General features: G+C 43.8%; 20 protein-coding genes and 1 pseudogene. 7 read left to right on the top strand and 14 right to left on the bottom strand.

Annotated features, from left to right (window positions below; genetic code table 11):
- The first annotated feature begins 40 nt into the window (after positions 1-40).
- Together HRT75_RS00105 and HRT75_RS00100 are read left to right on the top strand one after the other, a co-directional pair.
- Positions 41-1,249, top strand: coding sequence for a TlpA disulfide reductase family protein (locus HRT75_RS00105; protein ID WP_291181837.1), 1,209 nt, complete (start codon positions 41-43; stop codon positions 1,247-1,249).
- A gap of 99 nt (positions 1,250-1,348) precedes the next feature.
- A complete protein-coding gene (locus HRT75_RS00100) occupies positions 1,349-2,455 on the top strand; it encodes a DUF2911 domain-containing protein (protein WP_291181835.1) in 1,107 nt (368 codons plus the stop codon).
- A 61-nt stretch (positions 2,456-2,516) separates the two neighbouring features.
- Here HRT75_RS00100 and recG read toward each other — a convergent pair whose 3' ends face one another.
- Positions 2,517-4,622, bottom strand: coding sequence for an ATP-dependent DNA helicase RecG (recG, locus tag HRT75_RS00095; protein WP_291181833.1), 2,106 nt, complete (start codon positions 4,620-4,622; stop codon positions 2,517-2,519).
- A gap of 116 nt (positions 4,623-4,738) precedes the next feature.
- Between recG and HRT75_RS00090 the strand changes: the two genes are divergently transcribed.
- Positions 4,739-6,799 (top strand): M1 family metallopeptidase, encoded by a 2,061-nt coding sequence (locus HRT75_RS00090; RefSeq protein WP_291181831.1) that lies wholly within the window; start codon positions 4,739-4,741, stop codon positions 6,797-6,799.
- On the opposite strand, the gene HRT75_RS00085 is transcribed toward HRT75_RS00090, so the two are convergent.
- From HRT75_RS00085 to HRT75_RS00070, 4 genes are read right to left on the bottom strand one after another with little or no spacing between them, the layout of a single operon-like run.
- Positions 6,791-7,312 carry a hypothetical protein gene (locus HRT75_RS00085; protein ID WP_291181829.1) on the bottom strand — a complete coding sequence of 174 codons (522 nt, stop codon included), beginning with the start codon at positions 7,310-7,312 and terminating at the stop codon, positions 6,791-6,793. The genes HRT75_RS00090 and HRT75_RS00085 overlap by 9 nt on opposite strands.
- 4 nt (positions 7,313-7,316) lie before the next feature.
- Complete coding sequence (locus HRT75_RS00080; protein ID WP_291181827.1) at positions 7,317-8,882, bottom strand: FMN-binding glutamate synthase family protein; 1,566 nt, start codon at positions 8,880-8,882, stop codon at positions 7,317-7,319.
- A gap of 4 nt (positions 8,883-8,886) precedes the next feature.
- Positions 8,887-10,158, bottom strand: coding sequence for an amidohydrolase (locus tag HRT75_RS00075; RefSeq protein WP_291181825.1), 1,272 nt, complete (start codon positions 10,156-10,158; stop codon positions 8,887-8,889).
- Positions 10,159-10,183: 25 nt separating this feature from the next.
- Positions 10,184-10,720 carry a DsrE family protein gene (locus tag HRT75_RS00070; protein WP_291181823.1) on the bottom strand — a complete coding sequence of 179 codons (537 nt, stop codon included), beginning with the start codon at positions 10,718-10,720 and terminating at the stop codon, positions 10,184-10,186.
- Between the two features lie 183 nt (positions 10,721-10,903).
- On the opposite strand from HRT75_RS00070, the gene HRT75_RS00065 reads away from it, so the two are divergent.
- Positions 10,904-13,225, top strand: coding sequence for an ATP-dependent helicase (locus HRT75_RS00065; RefSeq protein WP_291181821.1), 2,322 nt, complete (start codon positions 10,904-10,906; stop codon positions 13,223-13,225).
- A 19-nt stretch (positions 13,226-13,244) separates the two neighbouring features.
- On the opposite strand, the gene HRT75_RS00060 is transcribed toward HRT75_RS00065, so the two are convergent.
- Entirely contained in the window at positions 13,245-14,150 is a 906-nt protein-coding gene (locus tag HRT75_RS00060; RefSeq protein ID WP_291181819.1) for an alpha/beta hydrolase, read from the bottom strand.
- 123 nt (positions 14,151-14,273) lie between these two features.
- Positions 14,274-15,173 (bottom strand): alpha/beta hydrolase, encoded by a 900-nt coding sequence (locus HRT75_RS00055; protein ID WP_291181817.1) that lies wholly within the window; start codon positions 15,171-15,173, stop codon positions 14,274-14,276.
- A gap of 140 nt (positions 15,174-15,313) precedes the next feature.
- Here HRT75_RS00055 and HRT75_RS00050 point away from each other — a divergent pair, with 140 nt between their 5' ends.
- Complete coding sequence (locus HRT75_RS00050; protein ID WP_291181816.1) at positions 15,314-15,931, top strand: L-threonylcarbamoyladenylate synthase; 618 nt, start codon at positions 15,314-15,316, stop codon at positions 15,929-15,931.
- Here the strand turns inward: HRT75_RS00050 and HRT75_RS00045 are convergent.
- From HRT75_RS00045 to HRT75_RS00025, 5 genes are all read right to left on the bottom strand, one after another.
- Positions 15,928-17,346, bottom strand: a complete 1,419-nt coding sequence (locus tag HRT75_RS00045; protein ID WP_291181814.1) for an MBOAT family O-acyltransferase — start codon at positions 17,344-17,346, stop codon at positions 15,928-15,930. The two genes, HRT75_RS00050 and HRT75_RS00045, sit on opposite strands and share 4 nt — an antisense overlap.
- A gap of 6 nt (positions 17,347-17,352) precedes the next feature.
- Positions 17,353-18,390 carry a hypothetical protein gene (locus tag HRT75_RS00040; RefSeq protein ID WP_291181811.1) on the bottom strand — a complete coding sequence of 346 codons (1,038 nt, stop codon included), beginning with the start codon at positions 18,388-18,390 and terminating at the stop codon, positions 17,353-17,355.
- A gap of 146 nt (positions 18,391-18,536) precedes the next feature.
- Positions 18,537-19,049, bottom strand: a complete 513-nt coding sequence (locus HRT75_RS00035) for a lipocalin family protein (RefSeq protein WP_291181809.1) — start codon at positions 19,047-19,049, stop codon at positions 18,537-18,539.
- Between the two features lies 1 nt (position 19,050).
- Positions 19,051-19,518: a DinB family protein gene (locus HRT75_RS00030; RefSeq protein ID WP_291181807.1), complete on the bottom strand. Its 468-nt coding sequence runs from the start codon at positions 19,516-19,518 to the stop codon at positions 19,051-19,053.
- Positions 19,519-19,521: 3 nt separating this feature from the next.
- Positions 19,522-19,995 carry a Dps family protein gene (locus HRT75_RS00025; RefSeq protein ID WP_291181805.1) on the bottom strand — a complete coding sequence of 158 codons (474 nt, stop codon included), beginning with the start codon at positions 19,993-19,995 and terminating at the stop codon, positions 19,522-19,524.
- Between the two features lie 160 nt (positions 19,996-20,155).
- Here HRT75_RS00025 and HRT75_RS00020 point away from each other — a divergent pair, with 160 nt between their 5' ends.
- Positions 20,156-21,667 (top strand): NADP-dependent isocitrate dehydrogenase, encoded by a 1,512-nt coding sequence (locus HRT75_RS00020; RefSeq protein ID WP_291181803.1) that lies wholly within the window; start codon positions 20,156-20,158, stop codon positions 21,665-21,667.
- Between the two features lie 79 nt (positions 21,668-21,746).
- On the opposite strand, the gene HRT75_RS00015 is transcribed toward HRT75_RS00020, so the two are convergent.
- Entirely contained in the window at positions 21,747-23,624 is a 1,878-nt protein-coding gene (locus HRT75_RS00015) for a tetratricopeptide repeat protein (protein WP_291181801.1), read from the bottom strand.
- A 329-nt stretch (positions 23,625-23,953) separates the two neighbouring features.
- On the opposite strand from HRT75_RS00015, the gene HRT75_RS00010 reads away from it, so the two are divergent.
- Entirely contained in the window at positions 23,954-24,898 is a 945-nt protein-coding gene (locus tag HRT75_RS00010) for a hypothetical protein (RefSeq protein WP_291181799.1), read from the top strand.
- A 52-nt stretch (positions 24,899-24,950) separates the two neighbouring features.
- On the opposite strand, the pseudogene HRT75_RS00005 reads toward HRT75_RS00010, so the two are convergent.
- Positions 24,951-26,533: pseudogene (locus HRT75_RS00005) on the bottom strand (glycosyl hydrolase); the annotation flags it as partial.

Raw genomic sequence — 26,533 nt, 5'->3', positions numbered from 1 at the left:
ACTTTTACATCTTTCGACCAATAGCTAAAATTTCAACATTATGCGTTTTTTGCTTCCCTTCTTTTGTGCTTTGATCCTTGTGTCTTGCGGTGATACCGAACCTCAAATAAAAACGGGAGATTGGCGCGCTACTTTAGAATTGGAAGACCAAATATTATTGCCATTCAATCTTGAATTTAAGGCAGATGGGACTGCAGTAATTAGAAATGCAGACGAGCGAATAACCATTACAAACATTAGCATTCAGGGTGATACCGTGACCCTTGCACATCCTGTATTTGCTGGAGTGTTTGAAGGTGTTTTAAGTGATGATATGATTAAAGGCGACTTTGTCATTGCCAATATGGAGCGTTCCATTCCTTTTGAAATGGTCTTCGGAGATGGCGAGCGATTTAAAGAGACAAACACGGCAACTGCTGATGTTTCTGGTACTTGGGAGATTACTTTTATTGAAGACGATTGGAGCACCTATCCGGCACAAGGAGTTTTTGAGCAAAACGACAATAGTGTAACGGGTACTATCCGAACGGAGACTGGAGACTACAGATATTTAGAGGGTGTGGTAGACGGCAGTGATCTCAAACTTTCCACCTTTGACGGAGCGCATTCCTTTCTGTTCACAGCCAAGGTGACGGACAGCACTTTAAAGGCCGGAACCTTTTACAGTGGAAATCACTACAAAGCGGGATTCAACGGAAAATTGAATCCGCAGTATGAATTGACGGATCCTGATTCCTTGACCTTTTTAAAGCCAGGCTATGATCGCTTTAATTTTGCTTTTCCAGACGCCGCAGGCAAGACCTGGACCTTGGATGATCCGCAGTTCAAAGATAAAGTAGTGGTCGTGCAGCTTATGGGAACCTGGTGCCCAAACTGTTTGGATGAAACCGAGTACTTTGCAGATTACATTTCCAGAAACCCAAACTCTGAGGTTGAATTTATTGCTTTGGCCATTGACTTTTCAAAGACTCCGGAACCTGCTTTTAAGGCTATTGATCGATTGAAATCACGTTTTGACTTAAAGTATCCCATTGTTTTGGCGCAGTATGGAACGGATTCTAAAAGTGAGGCCAGCGATAAACTTCCAATGCTCAATGCCGTACTCAGCTATCCGACTACCATCGTTGTGGATAAAAAAGGGGAGGTGCGTAAAATTCACACCGGCTTTAATGGCCCCGCAACGGGAGCGAAGTATACGGAGTTCGTCACTTCTTTTGAGGCTTTCTTGGACGATCTAATCGCTGAGTAACAGACATTAACAATCGTTTGGCTGTTAATTAACAGGTCCCTAACATCCTTGCTTTTGGGATGCCATTACCTTGGTATCAACTAATTAAACAAAAGCAAAATGTCAAAGATCGTTACCCACCTGGTCATTGGGCTTACCTTGTTGCTTATAGGTTCTGCTCAGGCTCAAATTCAAACTCCAAGGGCTGCCAGTCCTCAAGCCACACTCAGTCAAACCATTGGACTTACCGAGATTCATGTAGATTATTCCAGACCCAGCGTACGCGGTCGTGAGATTTATGGCACCCCAATAGCCCACTATGGTTTTCAAAATTTAGGTTTTGGAACTTCAAAAGCTGCACCTTGGCGTGCAGGTGCTAATGAGAACACAAAGATCAGCTTTACTCACGATGTGATCATTGGCGGGGGAGTAGTGCCGGCTGGGACTTATGGTTACTTCATTGCTTTAGAAGAGAACAGACCTGCAACGATCATTCTCTCGAGCAATTCAAGTGCTTGGGGAAGTTTCTTTTACGATCCAAGTGAGGACGTTGCCCGTATCCGCATCACTCCAGAAACTATTACTCATCAAGAAACCTTAGCCTTTGAGTTCAGCGATATCACTGCAAATTCCACTATTTTGAGCCTTAAGTGGGAAAAGATGGCATTTCCGTTAAAGATAGAGGTTCCCGTAGTAGATATAGTACTAGCAGAGGCACGAAAAGCCATGCAAGACCAGCCGGGCTTTAACCGTCAAACCTGGGAACAGGCAGCTGGTTACGCCTTGCAAAACAATACAGATCTAGAAGAAGCCCTCGGGTGGATAGATAACGCTATAGCTGGGAAGTTTTACAGTCAAAAGACCTATGCCAACTTGCAGATTAAAGCACAATTGTTAACCGCCTTAGGGCGTGGAGCAGAGGCAGAGGCTATTATGGCAGATGCCTTGGAGCTGGCCACCGTATTGGAAATGCATCAATACGGCCGTCAACTCATTGCTGCCGGACAAGTGGATAAAGCCATGGAGGTCTTTAAGCGCAATGCAAAAGAAAACCCCAACACTTGGCCTGTTCATTATGGGTTAGCAAGAGGTTATTCCGCTCAAGGGGATTACAAGCAAGCCGCTAAACACTTAGAGAAAGCTTTGGCTAATGCGCCTAATGACGCCAGTAGAGGGAGGGTAGCGGCTAACTTAGAGAAGCTTAAAAACAATCAAGACATCAATTAAATCTTTCTTTATATTTCTCGAAAAGCGCCTGTGGACTTCGGTTTGTAGGCGTTTTTTAATGCTAGGAGATGAAATTCCAAATGTTCCCGTACTTGGCCAATTCAATATAGGTGCGGCGTACCGGCTCATTGAGCGGATGCTCCAAATTAGGGTCATTCTTAAGTAGTTCCATTGCAAAAGAACGCGCCATTGCCAAAATATCGCGGTCTCGCACTACATCGGCTATGCGCAAGTTGAGAATTCCGCTTTGTTGGGTTCCCATCAAATCTCCGGGGCCGCGAAGTTTTAGATCAACCTCTGCTATTTCAAAACCGTCATTAGTGGCACACATGGTCTCTAAACGGGTTTTGGCTTCATTGGAAACCTTTTGCCCGATCATTAGAATACAGAAGGACTGATCGGCACCTCTTCCTACACGTCCACGCAACTGATGGAGTTGAGAAAGTCCAAAGCGTTCAGCACTCTCAATGACCATCACCGAGGCATTGGGGACATTCACTCCAACTTCAATAACTGTAGTGGCGATCATGATCTGAGTTTCCCCTTTGATAAATCGATCCATTTCATAATCCTTGTCCGCAGGTTTCATTTTGCCATGGACAATGGAGATCTGAAATTCAGGCCGTGGGAATGACCTGGAAATGGACTCGTGACCATCCATCAAATCCTTGTAGTCTAAAGCCTCACTTTCTTGGATTAACGGGTACACTATATAGACCTGTCTACCGAGCCTAATTTGGTCCTTTAAAAAGGCGAACATTTTAAGCCTGTTTGCATCACTTCTCAAGACCGTTTTTACGGGCTTTCTTCCAGGGGGTAATTCGTCAATTACGGAGAGGTCCAAATCGCCGTATAAACTCATGGCCAAAGTTCTTGGAATAGGGGTGGCGGTCATCACCAAAATATGAGGAGGGCGTTCGTTCTTTTTCCAGAGTTGAGCGCGTTGCGCAACTCCAAAACGATGCTGCTCATCTATGACAGCAAGCCCTAAATTCTTAAAAACAACCTTCTTTTCCAAAACAGCATGGGTGCCAATTAACAGGTCTAATTCGCCATTTTCGAGCTTTTCGTGGATTTCTTTACGTATTGAAGCTTTAGTTGAACCAGTGAGTAAATAAACACTGATATTGAGTTTTTTACACCAAGGAAGTAACCCATTATAGTGCTGGACTGACAAAATTTCAGTCGGCGCCATTAGACAAGCTTGAAAACCGTTGTCAAGTCCTATTAACATTGACATGAAGGCAACTATGGTCTTTCCGGAACCTACGTCTCCTTGTAATAAACGATTCATTTGGGCATTACTGCCCATGTCGTTGCGAATTTCTTTGATCACTCTTTTTTGAGCTTCGGTCAAATCAAAGGGTAAATGGTCTTTGAAAAAAGTATTGAAATAATCCCCTACCCGTTCAAAGGTGTAGCCTTTGATTTTTTGTTTACGCTGATAATTCTTGCGTAAAAGTTGTAATTGGATATAGAATAATTCTTCAAATTTTAGCCGGTATTGTGCCGCTGCTAGGACCTTCTGATTCTTGGGAAAATGAACTGCAAAAAGAGCCTGTTTTTTAGTGGGTAATTTAAGGTGTTCTAAAAGGGGGGTTGGCAAGCTTTCTTGGAACTCATTTTTGGCTCCTAAAAAGAGCTGTTCAACCATGTTAATTACAGCCCTATTGGTAACCCCTTTTGCGCTCAATTTTTCTGTAGAAGGATAGACGGCTTGCATACCAGATCGGAGCTTTTTTTCGTGTTCGGTAAGCAATTCTAATTCAGGGTGGGGCATGGAAAAGGACTGCTGAAATTTATTGATTCGCCCAAAGGCGACATATTTTTTTCCGAGTTTAAGACGCTCCTTCATCCACTTTTGGCCTCTAAACCAAACCAATTTCATGCTCCCAGTTTCATCCTCAAAAGTTGCTTCCAAGCGGTTGCCTTTTTTCTGAGAAACCGTTTTTAAATGGGTGAGCATTCCTACAATTTGAACTTCCGCTCCAGTGTCTTGTAATTGCCCAATTTTGAAATATTGGGTCCGGTCAATGTACTTTCTTGGGAAAAGATGAAGTAGATCTTGATAGGTGTGTATGCCCAATTCAGAACGCAAGGCGTCGGCCCGATTGGGCCCAACACCCTTCAAGTATGCAATAGGAGTTTGCAGGTAGTTCGCGTTCATTATTTAAAAATAATTGTTTCCCCAGCCACAGCCTACCATTGTTAAAAAGTTCATGGGATTGTTAATGTTTCCTGTCCTAACCGTGGTTTGTTGTGGCTTTTGGTTAATTTGCGGATATGCGAATTTCTCTTTGTATTTTTTTATTGTTGATCTGTTATAGCAGCTACAGTCAACAAAAATCAGTTGTAGATTTTACTCGTATTGCAGCGAATGTGAAACCTGCTGTAAATTCGGCATACATCAGTGTGAACGCACGTATCGAGTTCGATGTTCTAAAGGATACGGATTCCATTTTTATGAATGCGCATGAAATCGAGATTGGATCTTTTAGTAGTGAAGAAAAATTTAATGCTGAGGCTACTAAAGATAAGCTTTGGTTTGTCGGAGACTTCAAAGCAGGGAACAGTTATGCTGCTGATATCTATTATTTAACCGCGCCCCAACAAACGATGTATTTCTTTAACGATCAGGTTTGGACCCAAGGTCAAGGTAAATATACCAGTCATTGGTTGCCGAGTTTAGATGATATGACCGATAAGATCATCTTTGATTTGTATGTAATGCTGAAGGATGAAGACTTTACCGTAATCTCTAATGGGCGTCTTGTTTCCAAGGATACTTTAAATGGAAGCACGCAGTGGGGTTTTGATATGACTCATCCCATGTCGAGTTATTTAGCGATGATTGCCATTGGAAAGTATGAAAAACAAGAGTTGCGCTCAAGTTCTGGAGTACCTCTTGAGAACTATTATTTAAAGGGCGACGAAGCTTACGTAGAGCCTACCTACCGCTACACCAAGGAGATCTTTGATTTTATGGAAGGTAAAATTGGAGTGCCTTATCCATGGCCTAATTACAAACAAGTTCCCGTACGTGATTTCCTCTATGCCGGAATGGAGAATACCACGGCAACGGTGTTTTCCTCTGCTTTTGTGGTGGATAGTATTGGCTTTAACGATAAGAATTATGTGAACGTAAACGCTCATGAATTGGCCCATCAATGGTTTGGCAACTACGTCACAGAGGTCTCTGCTGCGGATCATTGGCTCCATGAGGGCTTTGCCAGTTATTACGCGCTATTGGCGGAACGCGAGCTTTTTGGAGACGATTATTATTACTGGAAGCTCTTTAACACGGCAGAACAGCTGCGCAGTCGTAGTGATACTGGAAAAGGGGAAGCCTTGTCCAATCCCAAGGCAAGCTCGCTCACCTTTTATGAGAAGGGTACTTGGGCTTTAATTGCGTTGGACGAGTTGTTGGGTACTTTCGATTTTGATCGAGTCATAAAAACCTATTTGGAGCGCTTCGCTTTTGATAATGCTACTTTGGATGACTTCTTCGCTGTGGTCACTGAGGTTACAGCTAAGGACATGACCGAATTCCGAAAGCAATGGATTGACCAGACTTCTTTTAAATCTGCCTGGGCGCTGGATTATTTGACACAGTCAGAATTTATCACAGCTTACCTTTCACTAGAAGCTTTACGAACTCAAGATTTAGCCGCTAAACAAAGACAAATCGCTGCTGCTTTAAGCAGTGAGAATGAATACTTGGGGCAGGAGGCCGTCTTCCAACTCTCAGGAGAACCGATGAACCTGAGTTTATCCTTGTATACGGCAGCTTTGGCCGATGAACACGTTTTGGTCCGTCAGGCTGTGGCGCAGAGTTTGGACAATATTCCTCTGGCCATTAAAGGAGATTTTGAAGCTTTGCTGACGGATGATTCCTATGTGACGCAGGAGTTGGCGCTGTATCGTTTGTGGAGTAGTTTTCCGCAGGATAGATCGAGGTATTTAGATCGAATGGCCTCCGCCGTAGGCTTTAAAGAGAAAAATATTAGGCAATTATGGCTCACCCTAGCCATAGTAACTCCGAACTACAAGGAGGCTAAAAAACGCGATTATATCCGAGAACTGATGGAGTACGCCTCAGACACCTATAGTTTTGAGGTACGCGAATTGGCGCTCAACTATTTATCGGAGATTCAGATCATCAATGAACAGGTCCTTAAGTCCATGATTAATGCTTGTGTACATCCCAACTGGAGGTTCCGCAATCAGGCACGCGAACTCCTAAAGCGGCAATTGGACAACCCAATCGCGCTTCAATCCATTCAATCTTTTAGATCTGACTTAACTCAAAAAGAACAAGACTATTTGCAGCGGGTGTTAGAATAATTCAGAAACCTCTTTTCTGATATAGGCCAGTGCCTTTTGAGACGGAGTTACATCGTCCATAAAATTGGTCAATAAATACTGTCGTAAATTGTCCGGGGAGCTGTCTTTCTCATGCATCACCCCTTGGCGAATCACGTGAATGGTCGCATTTTTAGCGGCATTGATCAAATTCCAGCATTCTTGAGAGACATAGATCTGCTGTGAGATATTGTGATCAAATTCCTGCTCAATATTGCGAATCAAGAGGCTTTCGTAGTTCTCTAGGCTGTTTCCGGTAGGTTTGACTCGCGTTAAAAGACGGTTTGGGTCTATGCGCTCTAAGAACAAGGTTAGACGCTCATAGGCTTGCAAACGCATGGGAATGGTGTTCTTTTGTGCTTCTTGTTGAATGAGGTAGCGTCTGCGACCTTCTTCATTGGCCGTGTGACCCTTAAAAAAGTAATAGGCAACGATTCCAACCAAAATGGCGGGCAATAAGTAGGCGACATAACCTAAGACCTGTTCAATTTCCATAGTATTAATTTGATGTTTGGTAGCTTCCTCCCAAATGTATGCAATCTTTTAAAGACTGCATTCCTTCAAAAGGAACGGGCTGTTTTATGTATTTAAAGGTCGATCGCATGTCTTGCGATAAATTCTTGTCGTCCATATTGAGTTCCACGTCTTCCATAGTAAACTGGCAGGGATGCTCATAGCCTGAAGCATGTGTGATCTCAATAAGTTCTTTTCTAAAGGTTTTAAAGTATTGATCCAGTCGATCTGATTTTAAAGGAACGTCAATACCGCGTTGCAACCACTTGGACTGCGTAGCAACCCCACTCGGACAGCGGTTGGTATGGCAGATCTGCGCCTGAATACAACCAATACTCATCATGGCCTCGCGGGCTACATTGATCACATCAACCCCCATAGAAAAGGCCATTGCGGCTTTAGCCGGAAAGCCGAGCTTTCCGCTGCCAACAAATACGATACGCTCCGTCAGACCCGCAGTTTGGAAGAGTTTATAGAGGTCTGCAAAACCGTAGATCCAAGGCAGAGAGACGTGGTCTGCAAAACTAGGAGGTGCTGCTCCGGTTCCACCTTCACCTCCATCAATGGTGATAAAGTCGGGGCCTGTGCCACGTTCCTTCATCTCACGGGCCAATTCCTTCCATTGATCCAATTTTCCAATAGCTGCTTTAATACCTACAGGGAGACCGGTGTTTTGAGCAATATCCTCTATAAAATCCAACAATTCAGGAACTGTTGAAAAAGCAGAGTGGGTAGGAGGAGAGAGTACGTCTTTCCCAATTTCAACCCCACGGATATCCGCGATCTCTTTGGTGATCTTTTTTCCAGGAAGCACGCCTCCTTTTCCGGGCTTGGCTCCTTGAGAGAGTTTGACCTCAATGGCTCTAACGTGTGGGTTGTCTGCAACCAGCTGCTTCATTTTCTCCATTGAAAACGTTCCGTCGGGATCGCGAACGCCAAAGTAACCCGTCCCGAAGTGGAAGACCACGTCGGCGCCTTTACAGTGATACGGAGACAGCCCGCCTTCTCCTGTGTTGTGGTAAGCGTGTGCTTTATGAGCTCCAATATTAAGCGATTCCACGGCCTTCGCTGAGAGCGAACCAAAGCTCATCGCACTAATATTGATCACTGAGCCTGGGCGGAAAGGGCGCTTACGTTTGTTGTAAGCTCCCATCACCTTGGCGCAAGGCAAAAAGCTTTTGTCAGTTTTATTGGGATGATCTTTTCCGATTTTATAGGGGATCATCGCATTGTTGATAAACAAATGATGATAGGCGTAGATATCTCTATCGGTTCCGAAGCCTTCATAATTGTTTTCCTTTTTAGCCGAGGCATAGATCCAACCGCGTTCAATTCGGTTAAACGGGAGCTCCTCCCTGTTGTTAGCGACTAAATACTGCCGCAATTCAGGTCCAATGCTTTCCAGCATATATCGAATATGTCCAATAACCGGGAAGTTGTGACTGATGGTGTGCTTGCGCTGCAAAACATCGCGTAAGGCAATCAAACCTAAAACGATCAAAAGCCACGCCCACCAAGGGATTCCGCCTAAAAAGTCTAAAAAGTCATCCATGAAATTAGTTGTTCAAATAGTCCATACTGAGTTGAATAAAGGCTTTGACGCCCAGTAGCATTCCAGACTCGTCGATTTTAAAATCTGGAGTGTGATGCGGATAGGCTTGCTGCCCACCAGGAGCTTTTCCGCCTAAAAAGAAGTACAGACCAGGAACTTCCTGAGCAAAGAAAGAGAAATCTTCAGCACCAGTTACTGCTTTGGTCTCAATGACATTAGCCGCTCCTGCCGCCTCTTGTAGCGATGGTAGCATCTGCGCCGTTAAGGCAGGATCGTTATATGTGATCGGATAGCCGGTGGCGATCTCTATACTGGCTTCCGCGCGATAAGCCGTAGCAATGGCTGGGACCATTTCTTTCATGCGTTTGTTGATGAAGGCTTGCATGTTTTTATCCAAGGTTCTCAAGGTTCCGACAATTTGCACCTCTTCTGGAATAATATTACTACGTACACCACCTGTGATCTTCCCGATTGAAAGTACTGCCGCTTCTTGGGTCAGCGGAGATTCTCTAGAGATGATGGTTTGCAGTCCATCAATGATCTTCACGGCTGCCATGATCGGGTCCACACCACCCCAAGGTTGTGAACCGTGCGTTTGTTTTCCTTTTACGGTGATCTCAAAACTCTGCGAGGCCGCCATGATTCCTCCAGGCTTATAGGAAATTAAGCCTACTGGTTGCTGAGAGGATATGTGCAATCCAAAGATCGCATCTACATCAGGATTCTTTAAAACTCCTTCTTTTACCATGAGTTCAGCTCCACCTTCTTCTCCTGGAGGTGCGCCTTCTTCCGCTGGCTGAAAGATGAACTTAATGGTTCCTGGGAAGTCGTTATTTTTGGCAAAGATCTCCGCAACTCCCATTAAAATAGCAATATGCGTATCGTGTCCGCAGGCATGCATCACGCCGGTTTCCACCCCTCTAAAAGTTGTGGTTACCGTACTTTTAAAGTCTAAGTCATTGCGCTCTGTAACCGGAAGCGCATCAATATCGGCACGCAGCGCCAAGACTTTTCCTGGTCGATTACCCTTAAGAATTCCTACCACACCAGTAATTGCGATATTTGTCTGAACTTCCATGCCTAAACTTGTGAGGTGTTCTGCAATTTTCTTAGCCGTGTTAAACTCTCTATTGGAGAGCTCCGGATTTTGATGGAAATATCTACGCCATTCAATCACTTTACTTTCTATGGCTGCAATATCTGCATCCAAACTAGCCTGTGAAAAGCTTGGTAAAACGCTCGCGAGAGCCACTAGGGATAGAATTAAGCTACGCATATGATGGTGTTTTAATTGTTGAACTTTAATTGAAATTTATAATGGTATAGCCCTGTTGTTGCAATTGAATCATGGCCGTCATGGTGGAGAGTGCCATTTGAACGCCCGGGATTCGACGGTCATCAGATAAGTTTCGGTGTCCGGCGGTCTGTCCGCAGAGAATGATGTCCACATCGGCAGCCTGTAAGGCCTGAATCAATTCTAAGTTAGGATTGTCTACACCAAATTTTTCTTTGTAGAGGTCATTTCGCAAAAGACTATAACTCGCATTTCCGTGAAATACTGCAGCTACTTGTAACTGGTTTTGCGGTTTACCTGCCCCGACATGCATATTGATAAAACGGGCTACAGTGTTGATATAGCCGCTGAGTTGTCCGGGATCTTCTGGAGCTGCGCTTAAATCAAAAAGCACTTTAAAGGTCTGCGTTGTATCCAAAGGAATGTCGAGCTTGGGTACATTATAGGTACTTCCAAACTCTGAAATGACAACACCTTCAATACGCGTATTCTGAGCTACAGCCAGAGTTAATCCGAACAAAAAGAAGATTAAAAGAGATTTCATTTAGTATGATAGGATGCTTAAATATACGGATATCTCAGAACTCCAAAAAAGGAATCGAGCAGCTGCTAATTCATTCATAAATTACTGCGGATATGTTTATAAATATTGTCTTCTCTCATTTAGAATTTGTCTCGAAATGCCTATTTTCACATTCCTGAAATTAGGACTTCCAAAGCAAGTATTTTGCAAGACTTTTTAAACGAATTGAACGATGCGCAGCGCGCGCCTGTGCTGCAGAAGGACGGAGCTATGATTGTTATTGCAGGCGCTGGGTCTGGAAAGACTCGGGTGCTGACTTTTCGCATTGCTTACCTAATGCAACAAGGTGTAGATCCGTTCAATATTTTAGCTTTGACCTTTACCAATAAGGCGGCTCGTGAAATGAAATCGCGTATTGCAAAGATTGTCGGTGCAAGTGAGGCTAAGAATCTGTGGATGGGAACCTTTCACTCCATCTTTGCAAAGATCTTGCGTTTTGAGGCGGACAAGCTCGGTTATCCATCGAATTTCACTATTTACGATACTCAAGACTCCCAGAGTGTGATCCGAAGCATCATCAAAGAGATGCAGCTGGATAAAGACATATATAAATACAAGCAGGTCTATAACCGCATCAGCAGCTATAAGAACAGCTTGATCACCGTAAAGGCCTATTTTCAGAATCCAGAACTGCAGGAAGCAGATGCCATGGCCAAAATGCCGCGTTTAGGCGAGATCTACAAAGCCTATGTGGACAAATGCTTTAAGGCAGGCGCTATGGACTTTGACGATCTACTCTTGAGGACTAATGAGCTCTTGACACGCTTTCCGGAGGTCTTGGCTAAGTATCAGGATAGATTCCGATACATTTTGGTGGATGAGTACCAAGATACCAACCACAGCCAGTATTTGATCGTTCGGGCCTTGTCCGATCGTTTTCAAAACATCTGCGTCGTAGGAGATGACGCTCAGAGTATCTATGCATTTAGAGGGGCCAACATCAACAATATCCTCAACTTCCAAAAGGATTATGATGACGTAAAAGTGTATCGTTTGGAGCAAAACTATCGATCCACAAAAAATATCGTAGAAGCGGCCAACAGCATCATTGATAAGAATAAGACCAAGCTTGAAAAAACAGTTTGGACAGCCAATGAAGACGGCCCAAAGATCATGGTGAATCGCACCATGACCGATGGGGATGAAGGGCGCTTTGTGGCCAGTTCCATCTTTGAGCAAAAAATGCAGCATCAGTTGGCCAACAGAGATTTTGCCATTCTGTACCGTACCAATGCGCAGTCTCGCGCAATGGAAGATGCCTTGCGTAAAAAAGATATTCCGTATCGTATTTACGGCGGCTTGAGTTTTTACCAGCGCAAAGAGATCAAAGATGTCTTGGCGTATTTGCGTTTGATTCTCAACCCGAAGGATGAGGAATCACTCAAGCGGGTGATCAATTATCCAGCCAGGGGTATTGGACAAACTACCATTGACCGATTGATCGTTGCGGCCAATCACTACAACCGTTCCGTTTTTGAAGTGATGGAAAATATTGAAAAGCTGGAGTTAAAGATCAATCGCGGTACCCAGCAGAAACTTTTGGATTTCTGCGCGATGATCAGAAGCTTTCAAGTTTTGAATGAGTCCTATGACGCATTCCAGATCACTGAGCACGTCACCAAAAAGACCGGTTTGGTACAAGAGCTCAAAAAGGACGGAACTCCTGAAGGAATTGCTCGGATTGAGAACGTAGAGGAATTGCTCAACGGTATTCGTGATTTTGTGGAAGAGCAAAAGGAGTTGGCAGACGCTACGGGCGCTTTGAGTGAATTTATGGAAGATGTTGCCTTAGCCACGGATTTGGATCAGGACAACACCAATGAAGACCGTGTTTCTCTAATGACGGTGCATTTAGCCAAAGGTCTTGAATTTCCATATGTATATATCGTTGGAATGGAGGAGGAGTTGTTTCCTTCGGGAATGAGCATGAACACCCGTGCGGAACTGGAAGAAGAGCGCAGGCTGTTCTATGTGGCCGTGACACGTGCTGAAAAGCAAGCTTATTTGACCTATACGCAATCGCGCTATCGCTGGGGCAAACTGATCGATGCAGAACCCAGTCGTTTTATAGAAGAGATAGACGATCAATACCTGGAGTATTTGACTCCGATCACCGAACATCGCTTTAAACCGCTTATCGATGCCGATATTTTTGGGGAAGTTGATAAAAGTAAGCTCCGTCTACGTAAACCTACCGCAGGGTCTCCACCCAAAGGTCCGTCGCAGCAACAACTTGAAAAATTGCGCAGGTTAAAACCCATGAGTCGAGCCACCTCAAACCCCGGAGCTCATCTGAGCGACTCCGAGGTTCAAGTTGGATCCTTAGTGGAACATATAAAATTTGGTAAAGGCGAAGTCCTTAAACTCGAGGGAGTAGGGGGCGACACCAAAGCTGAGATTCGTTTTGAACACGGCGGACTCAAAAAGCTCCTGCTGCGCTTTGCTAAGCTGAAGCTTCTCTCGTAATTCCGCAGATGTAATTTCTTTAGTTTAGGTAGAGTCTTACACCCTTTTCTATCTGTAGAAATGCCTCGTCCCATTGCTCGTCATTCCATGCATTGGAGTGACCAGCATCAAATTCTTTTAAATGACTGTCTACACCAGCGCGTTGTAGGGCTTCTAGGTAGTTCTCGCCATTAGTTAAAGGCACCTTCTTATCGTCTTGCCCATAGATCAACAGTCGGGGAGAAGTAAAGATGTTGATGTTGTAAATTGGGCTTAGACTTTCTAAGGGATTAGTTCCATAAGCTTCTGGATCAACCAAAAGTTCAAAGAGTAGCTCAAAATTATCAGCTCTGTTGAGGTAAGGGTCCGTAAAGTCTGTTGGACCAGCGATACTGGTCACGAACTTCACTCTGTCCTCAGTATCAAAGACACTGTCATACATTAGGCCGAGGTGTCCACCAGAACTGCGTCCGATGATTCCAAACTCGGGCATAACGTCAAAACTCCCAGAAAGCGCTGTCACATGATCTATGACTTTTCCAATATCATGGAATTGCGTTGGGAATGCAAAGTTGTCTGCACTAGCCAAGGTGTAGTTCATGTTTACAATGGCTACGTTTGGCATGCGCTCCATCATAGAGGATACCATATCGTTTAGATTCAGTTTGTCACCGTGCATCCAGCTGCCCCCATGCAACAAGATCAAGACTTTTGTCTTGCGTTGATCTCTGTTGATCGGTAAGTAAATGTCGTAACGTTGGTGTTCATTGTCGCCATAACTAATGTCACTAAACATTACTGATCGTTCATCATAAGCTGCTGAATTTTCAATGTCGGCGATACTGATTTCCTCATAGCCTTTGAAGCTCGAGTTGATGGGTGCATACCCAGTTAAAAGTAAAATTGCGGTAAGAACATACAGGATCGGGGTTTTGTAATTGAACATATGTAGGTTCTTTAGATTAGGTAGATCTAAAATAGTATTATTCCTACATAAAGACGTTTAAATGCATATTAAATCGGTAAAATGCATAAAATATTAACATTTTAACAAAAATGCGTTAAAATATTACGGAATTACCGGAAGGTGTTCCAGTATGTATGCGACCAATTGCTGCTGTAGATTCTCATAATTCTCTGGACTCCAGTCATCTCCGTGTCCTCCATCGTAAATAGTGAAGCTGTGAGAAATACTGGCATCAGCTAATGCAGCTTCTAAATTGGTTCCATTACTTATAGGAACCAGTGGATCTTCATTTCCATAGAACATAATGGTTGGTGCGCTGCTTGCGTTCACTTGAAACACTGGAGACGTGGCAACTGCGTAATCCGTATCCGCAGCATAAGCAGATTCATCTACTAAGAAATCAAAGAGTATTTGGTATTCTGGATTTTCGCTGTAGAACGGATCGGTAAAATCTGTTGGACCAACTATACTGCAGACCATCTTTACCCAATCTTCATCATCATAGACATAATCCATCATTAAGGATAGATGAGCACCAGCGCTGGTACCTATCAAAGCAAACTCAGGCACTATTTGCAGCTCATTGGCTTGTGCTTTGATCTGTGCTAAAGCTGCCTTAACATCTAAAAATTGATTCGGGAAGGCCGGATTCTCTAGATCCGCCAGTTTATAATTTAAATTGACAATGGCGTATTGGGGAAGTTCAGTTTGAATGAGATCAATAAAGGGAGTCATATCCTCCTTATCACCAGAAACCCAACCGCCACCGTGCACTAAAACGATCACTTTAGTGGTTAGCGCAGTTCGTCCGGCAGGTAGATACAGATCGTATCGCTGTAAGGGATCTGCACCATAACTCACTTCCAGCTGCACAGAAGCTTCTAGAGGAAGCTCAATGGTTACTTCGTCATCTGTGCTGGTATCATTGGTTTGTTCATCAGAAGAACACGCCCATAAAAGCAATAGGGCTAAAAGAAAGGGTATGTAGTTTTTCAAGCGCATTTTTTCTATACAGGAGGCGAATTAAATTCTGACTGTTTAATAAAAGACGCCCGATTTAAGAATTTATTACACTTTTATTAAGATTTTTTTTAGTTGGCTGCTGATTTTTTTTGCTGTAACTTTAATTCAAGACTAATAAAATGGCCACTTTTTTAAAGATATATCCAGAAAATCCAAACCCCAAGCATGTCGCTCAAGCAGTAGATATTATACGTCAGGGCGGTTTGGTGATCTACCCGTCGGATACCGTTTACGCCTTGGGGTGTGATATAAATAATAAGTCGGCCTTAGAAAAGGTGGCTCGAATAAAAGGAGTTAAACTGGAAAAAGCCAATTTCTCTTTTGTGTGCAAGGACCTATCGCACCTTTCTGATTTTGTCAAGCAGATCGATACCAGTACGTTTAAATTACTCAAACGCGCGTTACCTGGTCCATACACTTTTATCTTGCCTGCGGGTAACAATTTACCGTCTGCCTTCAAGAAAAAGAAAGAGGTGGGGATTCGGGTGCCTGATAACTCGATAGCGCAGGCGCTGATCGATCAATTGGGCAATCCCATAATTTCAACTTCTATTCGCGATGAAGACGAGATCATTGAATACACTACAGATCCGGAACTCATTTATGAAAAGTGGCAGGACCAAGTAGATCTGGTTATTGATGGTGGCTACGGAGGCAACGTGGCCAGTACCATTATAGATCTGACCTCTGGAGAGCCCGAGCTCATTCGAGAAGGTAAGGGAAGTCTAGAGATTTAGAATTGGAAGTAAATAAACTGCTCGCCAGTTCCTTGAGCGATACAGATCAGAAACACCATTACGGCCCAAAATATCCCTAAAACGTAAGGATTCTGCTTGCTTGCCATCTCCTTAACGCTGCTGTTTCTCATGATCCAATGACAAACAAAAAGGCCTAGTATGACCATTCCCACTTTAAAGATCTCAAAGTAATTCAGCAGCTCTTTTCCTTCGGCATCCATAAAGAACATGGAGGCCAATAACTGTTTTGCAGTACTGAATTCCCTCGCCCTAAAGAACACCCAACTAATATTTACGCAGAAATAGGTGAGTAGTGCCAGCGCAATGCCAGTAGCAGTGTTGATCTTAATGGATATAAATTTTTTGAGGATGCGTTCTATGACCAAATACAGCCCGTGGAGTGCTCCCCAAATCACAAAGGTCCAGGCGGCTCCGTGCCAGAGGCCTCCTAAGAGCATGGTGAGCATTAAGGCTACGTACATGCGTGTGATTCCGTGTCTGTTGCCGCCTAAAGGAATGTATAAATAATCTCTAAGCCAACTCGAGAGTGAGATGTGCCAGCGTCTCCACAGATCGGAAAACCCAATTGAGGCGTAGGGATATCGGAAGTTATCGGGCAAAATGATTCCCAACATCAAGGCGATACCTATGGCACAGGTGGAATAACCAGCAAAGTCAAAGAAGATCTGTCCGGAGAATGCTAAGGTTCCTGCCCAAGCATCTATGGTGGTCAAAAGTTCCTTTTGCTCAAAGACATAATCTGCCGTGCCAGACAGCAAGCTGTCTGCCAATACCACTTTTTGAAACAAGCCCAAGGTCAATAAAAAGCCGCCCCAATAGAACTGCTCTGCGGTGGCGCGTTTTTCTTCATAGAATTGAGTTATCAAGTTTTTAGCTCGTACAATGGGTCCTGCCACCAGCTGCGGGAAGAAAGTCACGTAGAGCGCAAAGTCTAAAAAAGTTCTGGCGGGTTCTGTATCCCTTTTATATACGTCTATGGTATACGACATGGTCTGAAACGTATAAAAAGATATTCCCATAGGTAGAATGATGTCCATGGGCTGCGCCTGAAACTCCATTCCTAGGGCATTGACCAAACTCACAAAGTTCTCTAAAAGGAAATCTCCGTATTTAAAGAATGCCAGAAAGCCCAGGTTTACGCACAAGCTCAGCATCAGCCAGGCTTTGCGCTTGCCGGCTGCCATGTTGGGTTTAAAGAGTTGTTTGGCAGCGGTCCAATCCACAACTGTAGAGATCCACAAAAGGATAACCAAGGGAGGATTCCAGAATCCGTAAAAGACATAACTGGCCAAAAGCAACATGCGCTTTTTGTTGGTCCAGTTTAAAAAGTTCGAATAATACAAGGCCAATACCACAGCCAGGAACACAAAGAAAGTCAGTGAGTTGAATAACATGGCTGTTTATTTATTGGTTTGTAATACGCCGTCAGCGATCATTTGATCTACTAAGGCTGCGGTGAATATATCGGCGTCTGGCCCACTTAAATGCGACCATTCTGGGCAGTCAAAGCCACTGAGCGCGGGATAATCCTCAAAGTGATACCCCGGTGCTTTGGTTTTGATGACCAAAGAATCCCAGGCGATAGTTCTGGGTAGGCGTTCGTTTTCTTGCAACCTAACTGGACCTGTAGAAGGAGATCTCAATAAGATTACCTTTCCACCGCGAGCGGTGAATTTCTCAAGATCTTTTAAAAAGAAGTTTGTGGTTCCATTGATATCCGGCGGACGAGTAGCGTCCCCTTTCATTATGGCTGCCCAAAAGTTCTTAATGGTTCTAGCGTTAGCCGTGTCTGTAGCGCAAAGCTGGGTCATTCGCAAATTTCTATCGGCTTCTATGTCTCCAAAATTTCCAGTTGTGGGGAAGCTGTCTATGGCGCGAGTCCCCCAAGTTTGACGATCTACAATGGCCTTGAGATCGACACTGTCATCACCACTTTCTTCTTCCGCAGAGATAAAATAGAACGACTTTTGAAGCGGCATGGATAACCAGTGATTACTGCGTTGCGCATAGGTTCTCTTGTGGTAATGATCTACCCGTGATTGCGGCCATTCCCAAGGCATGGCTTTAGGGAAGGTTGTCGAGAAGAACAAGCCCGGAGATACTCCAACCAGTATGGTACCATTGAAATCTGTATTGTTTACCAAATCGTGGAACACGGGAAGTGGGGAGGAGCCTACATTGGCCAATTGCAAGGGTCGGCGCCCTATTTTTTGTTCCCAAACGTCTAGTTGAACATTAAAAAGTACTCTGGAAGAGCCTGTGAGAATTACATCGTCTTGAGTGAGGTCTTGAACTCTGTGGCGTTGCACCGCCCACAAGTCCTGATTATCGTCAATCACCATGACACTTTTCATGGTGCTTCTAAGGTATATCTCCCAGGCGGCAAGAAAGATCAAGGCCAAAGAAACAGCTAGAAGAAATGATTTCTTCAAATTCATAATTGTTTGATTAGTCTATATTGCCAAACAACCGAAGCGCGATCATTTTGAAATAACAAAGTTTGGGGGAACACCTGGCAACAGCCAGATATGAGTGAGTTTTGGTTAGTTAGCGATTTAAATATACTAAAAATCAGCAATTTGCATTAGCGGTTGTGAAAGTCACGATCCTTAACCGCTGTCCCCTCAGGAACCATATAGTCTACGATGGTTCGCTCCTTATTTCCAAACTGCTTGTGCTTGTAAGAAATTACCAAGGAATCGGGATTGAGGGTGATAATCCTGAAGTATTTATAGTCTTCTTCAATTCCCATCAGTTCGGGTAATTGCACGCTTTCCCATTTTACAAAACTGCCGTTATCATTTTGAAAGGCTTTCCAACGCCCTTTCAGGGTGGGGCCACAACTGCTACTGCTGCCGTTGTTGTCACTAAACAGGCTATCGCGTCTATAGGTAATTCTATAACGTAGAAAACAATCTCCCATATTCATTCGGTGTCCGCCGTTATAGCGACTGGCCAGCATCCAGGTTTTGGCAGAATCTCCTGCGATAAGAGCATCCGCATTAGCGGGTAGGCTCAGTTTTACAGGGCCTTCTTCCCCGCAACTCAGCAATACTATAGCTAAAAGTGCTACGGTGACAAATTTGATCAAACGCATACTAAGCAAGCATCTTTTTAAGCATGACGATCTGCCCCAAATGATAATGGGTATGCTCTACTAATCCTGAAAAGTTGCGGTAATACGTTCCGTATTTGGGATCGACAAAATCGGCACCCAGTTTTTCATCAGGGAATTCTTCCATAAGCGCTGCCAAGGTTTCTCCCTGCTGCAAAGAATTCTGGATCATAGCTTGCCATTCGACTTCTGTATTCAATGGTGGATGATCAAAACTCAAAGCATCCTTACCGTTGAGTGGACCTCCTTTCATTACAGGTATCACCACCTCGTAGAAGTAATTGATATGAAACACCAAAGTGGCAATAGTATTGTACCCTTCCTTTTCTTGAAGTGCTAGGGCAAGATCAACGTCCGCAAGGGTGTCTTTGATATTTACAGCAGTCCAATTACCACCAGTATGTACTTGACGGATCTGGTTGGCCAGATTTTTAGCAATAGGATTCCCCACGACTTATTGATTTAAGTAGGCTGAATACATCCAAACCAGTTTTTCCTGTTCGCGGATATAATCGCTCATTAAAGCATTGGTTCCTTCATCTTCTGAATCTCCTGACATGCTTAGTAGTTCACGTTCTAACGGAAGTAAAACCTCATAGCCTGCCAGCACTGCTTTAAGCGCCTCAGCACCGTCTGAAACACTTTTAGCTTCCGGAATCTTTGCCACCTTTAGAAAATCTGTATAGGTATGCAAAGGGGCAAAGCCTAAGGTGAGGATGCGTTCCGCGATCTCGTCGATCTTGATCAACGAATCGTTGTAGAGTTCTTCAAATTTGAGGTGTAACTCAAAAAACTTATCGCCTTTAATGTTCCAATGAAACCCGCGGGAGTTCATGTAGAAGACCTGATAGTTGGCCAAAAGTTCGTTGAGTTTATTAGCGGTTTCTTCTGATGCAGCTCTGTTTAAGCCTATGCGCGTGGTTTTCATAGTAGTGTAATTATTGACTTAAAGATACTTTAAATTTTGTGATCGAAGCGGAATTTAAGTCGTTCAATAAACATAAACATCACTTATTCATCTCACAAAAAACATAAATAAAAATAAATGAAAATCATTTCTCAACTTTGCATAAATCAAATGAACAACTATGCAAAATCAATTGCTAAATAAGAACAGTATTGCCCTTCAAACAACTACTCGTACACGGGTTGCAGTCGCTAAGGGAGACGGCATTGGGCCAGAGATCATGGATGCGACATTAAAGATCATGGAGGCCGCCGGAGCCCAGATCGATGTGGATTTCATTGAGATCGGAGAGCAGCAATATCTGTCTGGGAATACTTCGGGAATTTCCCCTCAAGCTTGGGCAGCTATCAAAAACAATAAGATCATCCTTAAGGCACCCATCACTACGCCACAGGGTAAAGGTTACAAGAGTCTCAATGTGACATTGAGAAAATCTTTGGGCCTTTTCGCCAATGTGCGTCCCGTGACTGCCTTACACCCCTATATACATACACCTTATCCGGAGATGGATGTGATGATCATTCGTGAGAATGAAGAAGACCTTTACGCAGGTATAGAGCACCAACAAACCGATGATGTGGTACAGTGTTTAAAACTGATCACCCGTCCGGGTTGTGAGCGCATCATTCGATACGCTTTTGAGTACGCTAAGGCATACGGTCGCAAAAAAGTGACCTGTATGGTCAAAGACAATATCATGAAGTTGACAGACGGTTTGTTCCACCGGGTATTTAAAGAGATCGCTGAGGAGTACCCTCAGATTGAAAGCAATTCGCAGATCATTGATATCGGATCTGCACGTTTGGCAGCACGTCCGGAGCAGTATGACGTAATTGTGACAGCCAACCTTTACGGAGATATCATTTCTGATATCGCTGCGGAGATCGCTGGTTCTGTTGGAATGGCAGGATCTGCTAACGTTGGGACCGCGGTAGCCATGTTTGAAGCCATTCACGGTTCTGCACCAGATATCGCAGGGAAGAAAATTGCTAACCCATCAGGCTTGATCAACGGTGCGGTGCTTATGCTCGCGCACCTGGGTCAAACCGAAGTTGCCGATAACATAAAGAACGCACTCTTGGCTACTATTGAAGCCGGAATTCACACTGCAGATATTTACAACGAAGGAACTTCAGCGCGTTTGGTTAACACCAGTGAATTTGCTGAAGCTGTGATCGCCAGATTGGGAGAAACACCAAAATCTTTAAAAGTGAGCAAGCTTTCTGAAGGAGCTGGAACCATTCAAATTCCTGAGTATGTGCGCAAGACTCGTAAAAAGGAATTGGTTGGTGTTGATGTTTTCATCGATTGGAAAGGAGAGGACCCCAACCAGATCGGCGATGCTTTGGCGGCCATTGATGCCTTCAAGCTCAAATTAAAAATGATCACTAACCGCGGGGTAAAAGTATACCCTAAAGGGTTGAAAGAGACTTATAAAACTGATCACTGGAGATGCCGTTTTGTGGCCATGGATGCCACAACTGATGGAACTCCAGTGTATCAACCGGTAGACTATGAGCAAGTGGTAGCGCTCTTGTCTAAACTGCACGCCCAAGGTTTTGATGTTATCAAAACAGAGAACCTATATGAATTCGATGGTACACGCGGATTCTCACTAGGTCAGGGAGAGTAGTGTTTCATTTCCACAGTTAATTGTTTAGTTAGTTGATGCAAAACCTCCGCTCAATCCTTTATGAGCGGGGGTTTTCACGTTATAGGGTGTTTAAGAAATCTACCAGGTCAGTCTCTTTGTCCAAGGCCAATTTTTGTTTGAGTCGGTACTTGGATTTCAGCACACTGTCTGGCAATACATTCAGCATAGAAGCAATTTCCTTAGTGCTTAGACGCATCCGAAGAAAGGAAGCCAAGCGCATTTCTTTTTCCGTGATGGAATCGTTGATCTGTTTGATCTTGTCATCAAAATTGTTGTGTACTTCAGAGAAGTATGATTTAAAGACTTCCCAATCCTTGTCTTCCGCGCGTTCTTTTTTGAGTAGTAAGATCAGCCTTCGGAATTCAATTTTAAAGAGTTCTGGAGAGCTTTTGATCTTCTCTAAGTTTTCTTTGAGTTCCTGAATAAAGGTGCTCTTTTGCACCAAATGCAAGGTCTGACTGGCCAGTTCCTTCTTTTTAAATTCGATTTCTTGACGCAGTATGGCTTCCTGTTTCTCGCGTTCGATTTTATTTTTGCGCATGCGCTGTCTGAGTCCGAAGATCACCAAAAGACCAATGATCACTGCAGCCGCTAGGCCTAAACCGTAGAGCAATTTGGCCAACTTATCAGATTCCGCTTGAGCATCTAGAGCAATGATCTCTTGTTCCTGTAAGGTCAAACGCGCTTCTTTTTTCTCCAGATCAAACTGCGCCCGCAGGTTTTCAATATTGTCTGAGGTCTCTGTATTGATGATAGAATCACTTAAAACCTTAAAGTTCTTGTGGTGCTCTAAAGCCTTGACGTAATTACCGAGTTGCTCGTAAGCCTGACTCTTTACCCGTTGGGATACTCTTTGGAAGGAGATGGTGTTGTTGGGTACTGAATAGGCCAAGGAACTCTCTGCCAAACTCATGGCTTGATTCGGTTGGCGCAGGGCTAAATAAGACCCGGCCATTTTGTTTTGCGCCAAAGCAACCTTCCTTTTAGAATTTAGACTTTCACCCAAGGCTATGGACTTTTCATAGTAGGAGATGCTGCGCTGCAATTGGTTTTGTTCAAAGTAAACATCACCAATAGTGGTAAAGGAAGAGATCATCACCTCATTGGCTTTGGCCTGTTCACTTATAGTAACCGCTTGGTTTAAATAGTCCAAGGCTTTATCGTACTCCTTGAGGATTTTATACATGACCCCAATGTCGTTTAGGGCTTGGGCTTGGTAGAAGACATCGTTCTTTTTTTGATAAACCTTTAAGGCGATCAAATTGTAATCTATGGCCTTTTGCGTATTGCCAATGTTACTTTCTAAAGTGGCCAAGTGGGTATAGGTATCGGCAATACGGATGGAATCTCCAAGGGCTTCAAAATACTTCAGGCCTTTTTGCACATTGGCTAAGGCAATGTCATAATACCCTTTGTTCTGATTGATGGTCCCTTTAAAGTCATAAGCCAAGGCAATGCCCATACTGTCTTGATATTTCAGACTGTTGGCCAGATCCAGATCATTAATACTATCTGCCGCGGCCATATTCCCCTGGCTAAACTCTAGAATGGTCAATCCCCTGTAGTTGGAGGAGATGCGCGGGACGTCTTCATCGGCCAAAGCTATCTCCAAACTTTGATTGTAGTAGCTACTGGCAGAATCGGCTTCAAAAGAGGTGTAATAGTAAACCCCTAATTGATACAAAGCCAAAGATTCTCCTTTGACGTTTTTAAGCTTCAGAGCCAAAGCGAGCATTTCATCTGCATAGGGTTTTACTTCGGGAGTATTCCTATACATATAATAGTTGATCAGATTATTGATCGTTTTGAGTTTTAAGGTGTCTTCTTTATGCTGATTGTATGCAGTAAGTAAACTGTCGATGGGGCTTTGATTTTGTCCAAAGCTCATACAGCTGGATACTATAAATAGGACAAGAATTAGTCTTTTTGTGCTCATAATGATGGCCTTAGTTGTTAGGCCCAAGTTAGTTAGAATGAAGATGCAATCCATGGCCTTTAGGCTGTTAGTCCATGAAAATTGGCAGTGTGAATTCATGATTTCAACCAATGTAAAAGGCATTAATATGATTATAAAATGCTGAAATACAATATATAAGATGTGTTTAAAAACAGGATACTGCAGTCAAATACCATCTTATAACTGTCCATGTTTTTTATAGGCTGTCCATGCTTTGTCCATGCCGCTTTTTAGAAATTCCGTGCTTTTGACCCTAGGTTTGTGCTGTCCTTAAAATATAGGCAACACATTAACTAAAATTCTAAGTCATGAAATGCAATTCACTTTTTCTTTCCTTGCTGATGGTCTTCACGCTGATGGCTTGTAGCTCTGAAAATAACGACGACACTAACGACGACCCTGATCCTTTTGAAACCACGAATGATATTGCGCGCTCAATAGCCGAGTATCCCGGCAGTGGAACGCTGCTTTCCAGTTTAACAAGTGATCTAAGTGGGGAGGTCAATTACACTTTAACCTTTGAATCTGTCCCGGGAGCTTTTGCCATAACTACTGCGGGCCTTACAGTAGCCGATTGGCTGGTCTATGATTATGAATCTCGCACAAACATTACCGGGACCATTGAAGCCAGTAATGGGACAGAAACGGAGATGTTGAGCATAGATATTGAGATTGACAATGTAGATGATATTTGGGCCTTCTTGCACACTTCTGGTGATGCTTACTTGGATGCCGAACCGGGAGAATGGGTACCGATTTTAGAAAGCGAATACAACGATCTGGCGAATTACCTCGCCATGACCACTAAAAGTGGAGCTTTAGACAGTGATTTGATCAGCCCGAGCTCAATCAGTTCTTCTGCGGGTAATGTGACCATTAGTGCCGTAAATGACCAAATCATGCCTGACGGGAGCTATTTGTTCGCCTTTAAATATTACAGTTGGGTTAACAACTCCAACAATGTACAGGTAAAATTGTCTGAAGGCAATTTTAGCGGTCCTTTTGAGAATGTTGGAATGGCTTTCCCAGAACACGATGACGAATTCAATCACTTTGTGATCAAAGGTGCTGATACCCCGACGGACGGAGAAGGTTACTTGGGTATGTACGCTCCAAACAACTACGGCTCCAAATCCAAATCTGGTGCCCAGTGGCTCTTCGGAACGGGAAATACCTCAATACTGCCTAACTCAGGTTCAAATTTTGTCCCCTTATACCAAGGAATCAGTACTACTTTAAAACAGTGGGATTAATAAAAAAAAGCAGCTCAATTGGAGCTGCTTTTTTTATGCTTTGTTTTGTGAATTAATCGTCCAAGAATAAGGCAGGCAAGTCCAAAGACTTATAAAGTGTATTGTACTCTTGCATTTCATTGTTGATGATCGTATCGCGTTCGTCTTGATAGATTTTCCAGTCATCCATAAGGTCCTTGAAGCGCTGCTTTGCGCCAGCAGTTAAAGTAGGATCGTCTTGATCAATATACCCCGCCAATACTCTAAACTGTGCATTGAGCTTGTTGTTGAAATTGATCACATCTTGGAAGGTCTTTTGTTTGGCTTGAATCAAATTTTCTTCCCATTGGGTGATTCGCTTGCTGATCTCTTTTCCTTTTTCTATCAAGCTTGCTGCGGATTCATTGTCAGCTAAATAATCTGCGTAACGCGCAATCTGAGATTTGGCGGAACGCATTTTGGTCACGGACTCATGCATCTCGGTCACCACTGCTTCGATTTCATTGAGCATTTGCTGTTGAGCCGCCCAATCAGATGCTGTTGCTTTCACAGCTGGGTTTGGCAGAATGGTAGCCTGTGTTTCGCTTACCTTTCCATTATAGCTCATGCGTAGCGTATAAATACCAGGGGCAACGCTACCGCCGTTCAAACCACCAAAGACAAAAACTTTGTCAACTCCAGGTATAGGATCTCTATCAAAGCCCCAAGTAAAACGATTGTATCCTGCTTTCTTTGGAAGCACCTGCGGTGGAGGAGGGCCACCAGGCCAGCTTTTAAAACCTTTAGGTCTGCTGCTGCTGCTGAAGCTACGGACCACCTTGTTGTCTTGCAAGATCTCCAATTTAATGTCTAAGCTGTCTACAACTTGATCTATATAATAGTCAAAAGTAACGCCCATTCTCGGGTTTCTACCTTGCCCCGGAGCTCTGGAAACACCACCAAACAGTCGGTAAGTATCTTTAGGTTTAAAGATCTGGAAACTCTCGTTGCTTAAATCCAGTTGTTGTAGCGGACTTAAGTCATCTAAGATCCAAAAGGCGCGTCCAGAGGTCGCTGCAATCAGATCGTTCTGACGAATGTAAAGGTCATTGATTGCTACGACGGGCAAGTTCAAGTTAAAGCGTTGCCAGTTCCCTCCATCGTCAAAGGAAATGTACATTCCAGTCTCGGTACCTGCGTACAAGAGTCCTTTACGTTTCTTATCGGCACGTACCACTCGAGCAAAACCGTTAGCGTCGTCTAAACCATTGACAATGCGGGTCCAACTTGCTCCATAATTATTCGTTTTAAATACATGCGATTTCAGATCCATAGATTTATAGCGCATCACCACCACATAGGCCGTGGCTGGGTCGTGCTCAGAAATATCTATACTGTTAATAATACCATCCTTGATTCCCGGAGGCGTAATATTGCTCCAGTCTTGACCGCCGTTTCTGGTAACGTGCAGCAGCCCATCATCGGTTCCGGCATACAAGACGCCTTGTTCGTGTTGTGTCTCCATAAGCGAAGTGATGGTGTTGTAATTTTCACCACCCGCTGCTTCATTGGTGTAGGGACCACCACCAGGGCCGTGTTTGTCTTTTTCATTTTTGGTCAGATCTGGACTGATCTCCGTCCAGCTCATACCTTGGTCTGTACTCTTAAATACCACAT

The sequence above is a fragment of the Gilvibacter sp. genome, from assembly GCF_013214815.1.
In the GTDB taxonomy this organism is placed as follows: Bacteria; Bacteroidota; Bacteroidia; order Flavobacteriales; family Flavobacteriaceae; genus Gilvibacter.
This window is presented reverse-complemented; position numbering and strand designations above follow the sequence as displayed.

What these genes read in the sequence shown, in the direction of transcription:
- HRT75_RS00105 (WP_291181837.1), top strand. Translation starts at nt 41, where the DNA reads ATGCGTTTTTTGCTTCCCTTCTTTTGTGCTTTGATCCTTGTGTCTTGC.
- HRT75_RS00100 (WP_291181835.1), top strand. Translation starts at nt 1,349, where the DNA reads ATGTCAAAGATCGTTACCCACCTGGTCATTGGGCTTACCTTGTTGCTT.
- recG (WP_291181833.1), bottom strand. Translation starts at nt 4,622, where the DNA reads ATGAACGCGAACTACCTGCAAACTCCTATTGCATACTTGAAGGGTGTT.
- HRT75_RS00090 (WP_291181831.1), top strand. Translation starts at nt 4,739, where the DNA reads ATGCGAATTTCTCTTTGTATTTTTTTATTGTTGATCTGTTATAGCAGC.
- HRT75_RS00085 (WP_291181829.1), bottom strand. Translation starts at nt 7,312, where the DNA reads ATGGAAATTGAACAGGTCTTAGGTTATGTCGCCTACTTATTGCCCGCC.
- HRT75_RS00080 (WP_291181827.1), bottom strand. Translation starts at nt 8,882, where the DNA reads ATGGATGACTTTTTAGACTTTTTAGGCGGAATCCCTTGGTGGGCGTGG.
- HRT75_RS00075 (WP_291181825.1), bottom strand. Translation starts at nt 10,158, where the DNA reads ATGCGTAGCTTAATTCTATCCCTAGTGGCTCTCGCGAGCGTTTTACCA.
- HRT75_RS00070 (WP_291181823.1), bottom strand. Translation starts at nt 10,720, where the DNA reads ATGAAATCTCTTTTAATCTTCTTTTTGTTCGGATTAACTCTGGCTGTA.
- HRT75_RS00060 (WP_291181819.1), bottom strand. Translation starts at nt 14,150, where the DNA reads ATGTTCAATTACAAAACCCCGATCCTGTATGTTCTTACCGCAATTTTA.
- HRT75_RS00055 (WP_291181817.1), bottom strand. Translation starts at nt 15,173, where the DNA reads ATGCGCTTGAAAAACTACATACCCTTTCTTTTAGCCCTATTGCTTTTA.
- HRT75_RS00050 (WP_291181816.1), top strand. Translation starts at nt 15,314, where the DNA reads ATGGCCACTTTTTTAAAGATATATCCAGAAAATCCAAACCCCAAGCAT.
- HRT75_RS00045 (WP_291181814.1), bottom strand. Translation starts at nt 17,346, where the DNA reads ATGTTATTCAACTCACTGACTTTCTTTGTGTTCCTGGCTGTGGTATTG.
- HRT75_RS00040 (WP_291181811.1), bottom strand. Translation starts at nt 18,390, where the DNA reads ATGAATTTGAAGAAATCATTTCTTCTAGCTGTTTCTTTGGCCTTGATC.
- HRT75_RS00035 (WP_291181809.1), bottom strand. Translation starts at nt 19,049, where the DNA reads ATGCGTTTGATCAAATTTGTCACCGTAGCACTTTTAGCTATAGTATTG.
- HRT75_RS00025 (WP_291181805.1), bottom strand. Translation starts at nt 19,995, where the DNA reads ATGAAAACCACGCGCATAGGCTTAAACAGAGCTGCATCAGAAGAAACC.
- HRT75_RS00020 (WP_291181803.1), top strand. Translation starts at nt 20,156, where the DNA reads ATGCAAAATCAATTGCTAAATAAGAACAGTATTGCCCTTCAAACAACT.
- HRT75_RS00015 (WP_291181801.1), bottom strand. Translation starts at nt 23,624, where the DNA reads ATGAGCACAAAAAGACTAATTCTTGTCCTATTTATAGTATCCAGCTGT.
- HRT75_RS00010 (WP_291181799.1), top strand. Translation starts at nt 23,954, where the DNA reads ATGAAATGCAATTCACTTTTTCTTTCCTTGCTGATGGTCTTCACGCTG.